We start from the raw sequence: 8,260 nt of genomic DNA, 5'->3' as shown, positions 1-8,260 counted from the left end.
GAACCCGGAAGCTAAGCCTTTCAGCGCCGATGGTACTGCATGGGGGACCGTGTGGGAGAGTAGGACGCCGCCGAACAAATTTTAGCCTCAGGCCCTGGGTCATAGACCCGGGGTCTGAGGCATTTTTGCGTTTATGGTGCGCCCATTGTTGGCCCGTCTCGACCCCCTCTGCATGGTCCGGCCGCGACTGAGGGTAGGGTCATGGGGCATCGTTGGTACATATCCCCACAGGAGGCCCCCGGGTGGAGGTCCAGGAGACGCGCGTACAGACCGACCGCGTCCTCACCATCCCGAACATCCTCAGCATGGCTCGCCTCGTCGGCGTCCCCATCTTCCTGTGGCTGATCCTCCGGCCGGAGTTCGGCGGCCCGCGCAGCGACGGATGGGCGCTGCTCGTGCTCGCGTTGAGCGGGGTCAGTGATTACCTCGACGGAAAGCTCGCCCGACGCTGGAATCAGATCAGCAACCTCGGCCGGCTCCTCGACCCCGCCGCCGACCGGCTCTACATCCTTTCCACACTGGTCGGCCTCACCTGGCGGGAGATCCTTCCGCTCTGGCTCACCGCCGCCCTTCTGGCGCGCGAAGCGATGTTGCTGGTCATGGTGTGGATTCTGCGCCGCCACGGCTATCCGCCGCCGCAGGTCAACTTCCTCGGCAAGGCGGCCACGTTCAATCTGATGTACGCGTTCCCGTTGCTGCTTCTCAGTGAGGGTGAGGGCCTGTTGCGCTCACTCGCGGCGATTTTCGGATGGGCGTTCGCCGGATGGGGTACAACCCTCTATTGGTGGGCAGGAATCCTCTACGTGGTTCAGGTCCGCCGACTCGTCAAGACGGACCGACAGGCCCGACTGGCCTCGCCGTAGTTCAGCAGCCCCAGCAGGGCCGGATGCCGTATGTGAGTTACGCAGCCCGGCCCGGGCGGGTGCAGTCGGGATGACCGTCGTCTCTCAAGGAGGACGCTTCCGACATGAAGGCCGTCGTGATGGCCGGTGGCGAAGGCACGCGGCTTCGCCCCATGACCTCGAGCATGCCCAAGCCGCTCCTGCCGGTGGCCAACCGGCCGATCATGGAGCATGTGCTGAGACTGCTCAAACGGCACGGGCTCACCGAGACCGTGGTGACCGTGCAGTTCCTCGCCTCCCTCGTCAAGAACTACTTCGGGGACGGCGAGGAGCTCGGCATGGAGCTCACCTATGCCAATGAGGAAAAGCCACTCGGCACCGCGGGCAGCGTCAAGAATGCCGAGGAGGCGCTCAAGGACGACGCCTTTCTGGTGATCTCCGGAGACGCCCTCACCGATTTCGACCTGACCGACCTGATCCGTTTCCACAAGGCCAAGGGCGCTCTGGTCACCGTCTGTCTCACCCGGGTGCCGAATCCCCTGGAATTCGGCATCACCATCGTCGACGAGGACGGCAAGGTCGAGCGCTTCCTGGAAAAGCCCACCTGGGGCCAGGTCTTCTCCGACACTGTGAACACCGGCATCTATGTCATGGAGCCGGAGGTCTTCGACTACGTCCAGCCCGATGTGCCGGTCGACTGGTCGGGCGATGTCTTCCCCCAGCTGATGAAGGACGGCAAGCCGATCTACGGCTATGTCGCCGAGGGCTATTGGGAGGACGTCGGCACCCACGAGAGCTACGGCAAGGCTCAGGCCGACGTCCTCGAAGGCAGGGTCGAAGTCGACATAGACGGTTTCGAGATCTCGCCGGGCGTCTGGGTGGCCGAGGGCGCCGAGGTCCACCCCGACGCCGTCCTGCGCGGTCCGCTCTACATCGGGGACTACGCGAAGGTCGAGGCGGACGCCGAGATCCGGGAGCACACCGTCGTGGGCTCCAACGTGGTCGTCAAGAGCGGGGCCTTCCTGCACAAGGCCGTCATCCACGACAACGTCTACATCGGCCAGCAGAGCAATCTGCGCGGCTGTGTGATCGGCAAGAACACCGACATCATGCGGGCCGCCCGCATCGAGGACGGCGCCGTGATCGGCGACGAGTGCCTCATCGGCGAGGAATCGATTATTCAGGGCAACGTCCGTGTCTACCCCTTCAAGACGATCGAGGCGGGCGCGTTCGTCAACACCTCGGTCATCTGGGAGTCCCGCGGCCAGGCCCACCTCTTCGGCACGCGTGGAGTCTCCGGCATCCTCAATGTCGAGATCACCCCCGAGCTCGCGGTCCGGCTCGCCGGCGCGTACGCCACCACGCTCAAGAAGGGGTCGACGGTCACCACCGCGCGCGACCACTCCCGTGGCGCCCGGGCGCTCAAGCGCGCGGTGATCTCCGCGCTCCAGGCCAGCGCCATAGACGTACGGGACCTGGAGAACGTGCCGCTGCCGGTCGCGCGCCAGCAGACCGCGCGGGGCAGTGCCGGCGGCATCATGATCCGTACGTCGCCGGGCGTGCCGGACTCGGTGGACATCATGTTCTTCGACGAGCGCGGCGCCGACCTCTCCCAGGCCGGCCAGCGCAAGCTCGACCGGGTCTACGCCCGCCAGGAGTACCGGCGCGCCTTCCCCGGCGAGATCGGCGACCTGTCGTTCCCCTCCAGCGTCTACGACTCCTACACGGGGTCGCTGCTGAGATCCGTGGACACCAGTGGGGTCGCCGAGGCCGGGCTGAAGGTCGTGGTCGACGCGTCGAACGGCAGCGCGGGCCTCGTGCTGCCCAGCCTGCTGGGCCGGCTCGGTGTGGACGCGTTCACGATCAACCCCGGACTCGACGAGTCCCGCCCGACCGAGACCGCCGACACCCGGCGGGCCGGCCTGGTGCGGCTGGGCGAGATTGTCGCGTCGGCGCGGGCCGCCTTCGGCGTGCGGTTCGACCCGGTCGGCGAGCGCATCTCCCTCGTCGACGAGCGCGGGCGCATCGTGGAGGACGACCGGGCGCTGCTGGTCCTCCTCGACCTGGTGGCCGCCGAGCGGCGCAGCGGGAAGGTGGCCCTCCCCGTGACCACGACCCGGATCGCCGAGCAAGTGGCCGCGTACCACGGTACGCAGGTGGAGTGGACGACCACCTCGCCCGACGACCTGACCAGGGTCGGCCGTGCGGAGACCACCATCTTCGGCGGTGACGGGCGAGGCGGGTTCATCGTGCCGGAGTCCAGCAGCGTCTTCGACGGCACGGCCGCGTTCGTGCGGCTGATCGGCCTGGTGGCGCGCACTCAGCTCACGCTCAGCCAGATAGACGCCAGGATTCCGCGGGCCCATGTGCTGCGTCGTGACCTCGCGACGCCGTGGGCGGTCAAGGGGCTGGTGATGCGTCATGTGGTCGAGGCGGCCGGTGACCGGTCGGTGGACACGACCGACGGCGTACGCGTGGTCGAGGCCGACGGCCGCTGGGTGATGGTCCTCCCCGATCCCGCGGAGGCCGTGACGCACCTCTGGGCAGAGGGTCCTGACGACGCCTCGGCGCAGGCGCTGCTCGACGAGTGGTCGGCGGTCGTGGACGGCGCCGGGCGCTGAGCCCGGGGGGCGCCGTCTCTCGTTCCCGGATCCGGCACGCCGGTGGGGCCATTGGGAGACGGCGCCCCCGACGTGCGACGATGTGCGGCATGTCGCAGCAGCCCCCCGTTCGGACGACGGCATCGCCGTCCCCGCGCCCCGATGCCTCCATGTCGCTGCTGACCAATGTGATGGACCACAGCCTCGACGAGGGGTACGCCGAGGCGGCGGCCCGGCGGGAGGCGGAGGGCGGCAAGGGGCTGCCCACCAGGCTGCGCGCCAAGTTGGGGCTCGCCGCCGCGCTGCTGCTCGCCGCTGTGGTGGTGACGCTGGGGGCGGCGCAGGCGCGGATATCGGCACCGACGCTGGCCAAGGAGCGCCAGCAGCTGATCGACCGCATCAACAGGGAGTCCTCGGACGCCGACGCGCTCCAGAAGAATGTCGACACGCTGCGCGCCGCGGTCGGCAACAAGCAGCGCGACGTGCTGCAGAAACACGGCGGGGACAAGGCCGAGTTGGTGGCCCTGCTCGCGGGTGCCACCGCGGTGCAGGGCCCCGGCGTCAAGCTCGTCGTGGACGACGCCAAGCAGACCAAGCAGGGCGGCGGCAACGGCCCGCGGGAGAGCAACGGCTTCTCCGACACGGGCCGGGTGCGTGACCGGGACATGCAACGCATCGTCAACGGTCTGTGGCAGTCGGGCGCGGAGGCGATCGCGGTGAACGGGCAGCGGCTGACGGCGCTGTCCGCGATCAGGGCCGCCGGTGACGCCATACTGGTCGACAACAAGCCGCTGGTGCCGCCGTACACGGTGCTGGCGATCGGTGACGGGGACCGCCTGAGCAGCGCGTTCCAGAACAGCGCCGACGGGCTCTATCTGCGCGCCTTGCAGCAGAACTACGGGATCCGCACCAGCATTTCCGCTCAGGGTGAGGTACGGCTGCCGGCCGCGCCGAGCCTGATCGTACGCACAGCGAAGCCGCAGGAGGGTGCCGTGGCAGAGCGCGGCGCCGACACAGGGAAGGGCACATCGTGATCGCCGTATTGGGCCTCGTCGTGGGAGTCGTGGTGGGCCTCGTCGTCCGCCCCGTGGTGCCGACGGTGGTCGAGCCCTACCTCCCCATCGCCGTCGTGGCGGCGCTCGACGCGGTGTTCGGCGGCCTCCGGGCGATGCTGGACGGGATCTTCGACGACAAGGTCTTCGTCGTCTCCTTCCTGTCCAACGTGGTGGTGGCCGCCCTGATCGTCTTCCTGGGCGACAAGCTCGGGGTCGGCGCGCAGCTGTCCACCGGTGTCGTGGTCGTCCTGGGCATCCGCATCTTCTCCAACGCGGCCGCCATCCGGCGGCATATCTTCCGGGCGTGAGGCCGATGAGTACCGACGACACGCCCGAGGAGCCGACCCCGGCGGGCGGCTCGGCGAAGCCCGGCGATCCGGAGCCGAAGCCTGGGAAGGAGCCCGGGAAAAAGCCGGGCCCGGACGAGTCCGGCGAGCCCGAGCGGCCGGCCGGCAAGCCCGGCGAGAAGCGGTCCGGCGGAGCCGCAGGTTCCGCCGAGCCCGATGAGTCCGCCGGGGACGCGGAGGCCGGAAAGCCGGAGGACGAGGCGCAGCCCGAGCCCGTGCCGCCCGTCGAGCCCGAGCCCGAGGCGGCGGCGCCGTCACCGGAAGGGACGGCCGGACCGGAGCCGTTGACCGGGCGTCAGCGGCTGTTGAACGGTCTCTGGCCGCCCCGGCTGACGCGGGCCCAGCTCACGGTCGCCGTGCTGCTCTGCGTGCTCGGTCTCGGCCTTGCTATCCAGGTCCGTTCGACGAGCGACAACAGCGCTCTGCGGGGCGCCCGGCAGGAGGATCTCGTACGGATCCTGGACGAGCTGGACAACCGCACCAAGCGCCTGGAGGACGAGAAACGGAATCTGGAGAGCCAGCGGACGGAGCTGGAGAGCAGCTCCAACCAGGCCGCCGAGGCCCGTAAGCAGACCGCGCAGAAGGAGCAGCAGCTCGCCGTGCTCGCGGGCACGGTCGCGGCGCAGGGGCCCGGCATCGAGCTCACGGTGAGCGATCCCAAGGGTTCGGTCGAGCCGGACAAGCTGCTGGACACCATCCAGGAGCTGCGGGCCGCGGGCGCGGAGGCGATCCAGATCAATGACGTACGGGTCACCGCCGACACGTATTTCTCGGGCGCCGCGGGGAAGGTGGAGATCGACGGCAAAAAGGTCTCGCAGCCTTACCTGTTCAAGGTGATCGGCAAGCCGCAGGACCTGGAGCCGGCGCTGAACATCCCCGGTGGTGTGGTGCAGACTCTGGAGAAGGAGCAGGCGGGCGTCTCGGTCAGCAGGTCTGAGAAGATCATTGTGGACGCCTTGCGCCCGGCGAAGCGGCCTGACTACGCTCGGTCGTCATCGTAGTGAGACGGGCGGGTCCGGGGGCTTCGAGCGGAGGCCACGAGGTTGCGGGGGGTCGGCGCACCAAGTCGAGGGTGCGTGGTGGAAACTGTCTGTTGACCACGGACGTTGTATGGATGTCCCGGTCGGACGGTGTGTGCATCGAGGGTTCGTCCTGCCCCACGGGCGGGTCTGTTTCGGTCAAGGGGAATCGCCCGTGAAGTTGTTTGCGAAGTTGTTCGGCAAGAGCGCACGCCAGGAGGGTGGCAGCGGCTCGGCCCGCCACCGGGCGTCGCGCCCCGTGGAAGGTGCGGAAGGTGCCCAGGAGGGGCGCCCGCTGTTCCGGGACCAGGTGGATGCGCCCGGAGGAGACATTTCGGGAGGGTCCGGCGCGTCCGCTGTTGACCCTTCCGCGGCAGGACGCATAGGTTTCGGGGCACCAGCGACCTCAAGTGCGGGTGGAGGGTTTGCCTTGCCGGTGTGTACGAGGTGTGGCCATCGCAATGCCGAGGCCAGTCGGTTCTGCTCCAACTGCGGGGCGCCGCTGCGTCCCGGGGCCGTGGCGGAGCGGGCTTCCGAGACGACCTCGACCATCTCCATCTCCGGTCTCGAGGCGGCGTACGACTCCGAGACCACCGGCCAGACGCCGATCCCGACCCTCTCGCCCGAGGCCCAGGCGGCCGTCGACGCCCTTCCGCTGGGCTCGGCGCTGCTGGTGGTCCGCCGCGGGCCCAACTCCGGCAGCCGGTTCCTGCTGGACGGCGATCTGACCACCGCGGGCCGTCACCCGCAGAGCGACATCTTCCTCGACGACGTCACCGTCTCGCGGCGGCACGTGGAATTCCGCCGTGGGCAGAACGGCGGCTTCACCGTCGCGGACGTCGGCAGCCTCAACGGCACCTATGTGAACCGGGAGCGGATCGACTCGGTCGAGCTGTCCAACGGCGATGAAGTGCAGATCGGTAAGTACCGTCTGGTCTTCTACGGCAGCCAGCGGGGGATCTGAACCACCCCCAGACTCCGTCCGGGGTGACCTCCAGGGAAGGGCCATGCTGCGAACACCGTCAGGCGGCGCCGGGTCATCCGGTGCCGCCGGTGTCGAAGGGCGGCTGGTGAGCATCGGCACGGTGCTCAGTCTGCTGCGTGAGGAGTTCCCCGAGGTCACGATCTCCAAGATCCGTTTCCTGGAGTCGGAGGGCCTGGTCGAGCCCCAGCGCACGCCCTCCGGATACCGGAAGTTCAGTGCCCAGGACGTGGAGCGGCTGGGTTACGTGCTGCGCATGCAGCGTGACCACTATCTGCCGCTGCGCGTCATCAGGGAGCACCTCGACGCGCTCGCCAGGGGCGAGCGTGTGCAGCTGCCCGCCGCCGGTCAGGCCCCTGGCCTCGACGGCCCCGCCGACGGGGCTGAGGGGGCGGGTGAGGTCGTTGTGGCGGCCTCCGAGCGCCCCACGGCAGCCCGTCTCGGCCGGCCGGAGCTCCTGAGCGCCACGGGTGTCACGGAGAGTGAGCTGGCGGAGTGGGAGTCGTACGGCCTGATCGCCGCCCACCCGGACGGTGGATTCGACGTTGATTCGGTCAATGTCGCGAAGCTGGTGACGGACTTGGGGCGGTTCGGCCTGGAGCCCCGGCACCTTCGCGCCATGAAGGCCGCCGCCGACCGCCAGGCCGGCCTGGTCGAACAGGTGGTCGCACCGCTGCGCAGGCACCGTAACCCGCAGACCAGGGCCCACGCCGAGGCCACCGCGCGGGAGCTCGCGGCGCTCTCCGTACGCCTGCACGCGGCACTCGTACAGGCCGCGCTACGGACGCGTTCGCACTGACCGGCGAGTGCCCGACTACCCAAACCTGCCGGGCACGTCCTAGGGTTGCTGTGTGAACGAGCTCGATGTCGTGGGTGTCCGGGTGGAAATGCCCTCCAACCAGCCGATCGTGCTCCTGCGTGAAGTGGGAGGCGATCGATACCTCCCGATCTGGATCGGACCGGGAGAGGCGACGGCCATCGCCTTCGCCCAGCAGGGCATGGCACCGGCCCGGCCACTGACCCACGACCTGTTCAAGGACGTGCTGGAAGCGGTGGGGCAGGAGCTCACGGAGGTCCGCATCACGGATCTGCGCGAAGGCGTGTTCTACGCGGAGCTCGTCTTCGCCAGCGGGGTGGAGGTCAGCGCCAGGCCGTCCGACGCCATAGCGCTGGCACTGCGCACCGGGACGCCGATCTACGGCAGCGACGGCGTGCTGGACGACGCCGGGATCGCCATCCCGGACGAGCAGGAGGACGAGGTGGAGAAGTTCCGCGAGTTCCTCGATCAGATCTCGCCGGAGGACTTCGGCACCAACAGCCAGTGAGGCTCGCGGCGCCCTTCGGAGCGGCGGGCGCGGCGCATTCGATTAGCCTTTCCCGGCACACGGATACGTAAAACCACTCTCTGGGTGATT

The 8,260-nt window shown here is 68.9% G+C and carries 8 protein-coding genes and 1 rRNA gene; all 9 read left to right on the top strand.

What is annotated here, in order from left to right; all coding sequences use genetic code 11:
- Nucleotides 1-76: ribosomal RNA gene (gene rrf / locus AB0435_RS29105) — 5S ribosomal RNA — on the top strand; the annotation flags it as partial.
- 166 nt (nt 77-242) lie between these two features.
- Nucleotides 243-863: a CDP-alcohol phosphatidyltransferase family protein gene (locus tag AB0435_RS29100; protein WP_366007612.1), complete on the top strand. Its 621-nt coding sequence runs from the start codon at nt 243-245 to the stop codon at nt 861-863.
- A 104-nt stretch (nt 864-967) separates the two neighbouring features.
- Nucleotides 968-3,463, top strand: a complete 2,496-nt coding sequence (locus AB0435_RS29095; protein ID WP_366007613.1) for a mannose-1-phosphate guanyltransferase — start codon at nt 968-970, stop codon at nt 3,461-3,463.
- 89 nt (nt 3,464-3,552) lie between these two features.
- Entirely contained in the window at nt 3,553-4,476 is a 924-nt protein-coding gene (locus tag AB0435_RS29090) for a DUF881 domain-containing protein (RefSeq protein WP_366007614.1), read from the top strand.
- Nucleotides 4,473-4,805, top strand: a complete 333-nt coding sequence (locus AB0435_RS29085) for a small basic family protein (protein ID WP_116210565.1) — start codon at nt 4,473-4,475, stop codon at nt 4,803-4,805. The genes AB0435_RS29090 and AB0435_RS29085 overlap by 4 nt, the downstream gene beginning before the upstream one ends.
- A gap of 5 nt (nt 4,806-4,810) precedes the next feature.
- On the top strand, nt 4,811-5,845 hold the full coding sequence (locus AB0435_RS29080; protein WP_366007625.1) for a DUF881 domain-containing protein: 1,035 nt from the start codon (nt 4,811-4,813) through the stop codon (nt 5,843-5,845).
- A gap of 109 nt (nt 5,846-5,954) precedes the next feature.
- Entirely contained in the window at nt 5,955-6,827 is an 873-nt protein-coding gene (locus tag AB0435_RS29075; protein ID WP_366007615.1) for an FHA domain-containing protein, read from the top strand.
- Between the two features lie 43 nt (nt 6,828-6,870).
- On the top strand, nt 6,871-7,644 hold the full coding sequence (locus tag AB0435_RS29070; RefSeq protein WP_366007616.1) for a MerR family transcriptional regulator: 774 nt from the start codon (nt 6,871-6,873) through the stop codon (nt 7,642-7,644).
- 52 nt (nt 7,645-7,696) lie between these two features.
- A complete protein-coding gene (locus tag AB0435_RS29065) occupies nt 7,697-8,170 on the top strand; it encodes a bifunctional nuclease family protein (protein WP_006123076.1) in 474 nt (157 codons plus the stop codon).
- The last annotated feature ends 90 nt before the right edge of the window (nt 8,171-8,260 follow it).

This window comes from Streptomyces sp. NPDC051173, from assembly GCF_040689515.1.
Lineage (GTDB): Bacteria > Actinomycetota > Actinomycetes > Streptomycetales > Streptomycetaceae > Streptomyces.
This window is presented reverse-complemented; position numbering and strand designations above follow the sequence as displayed.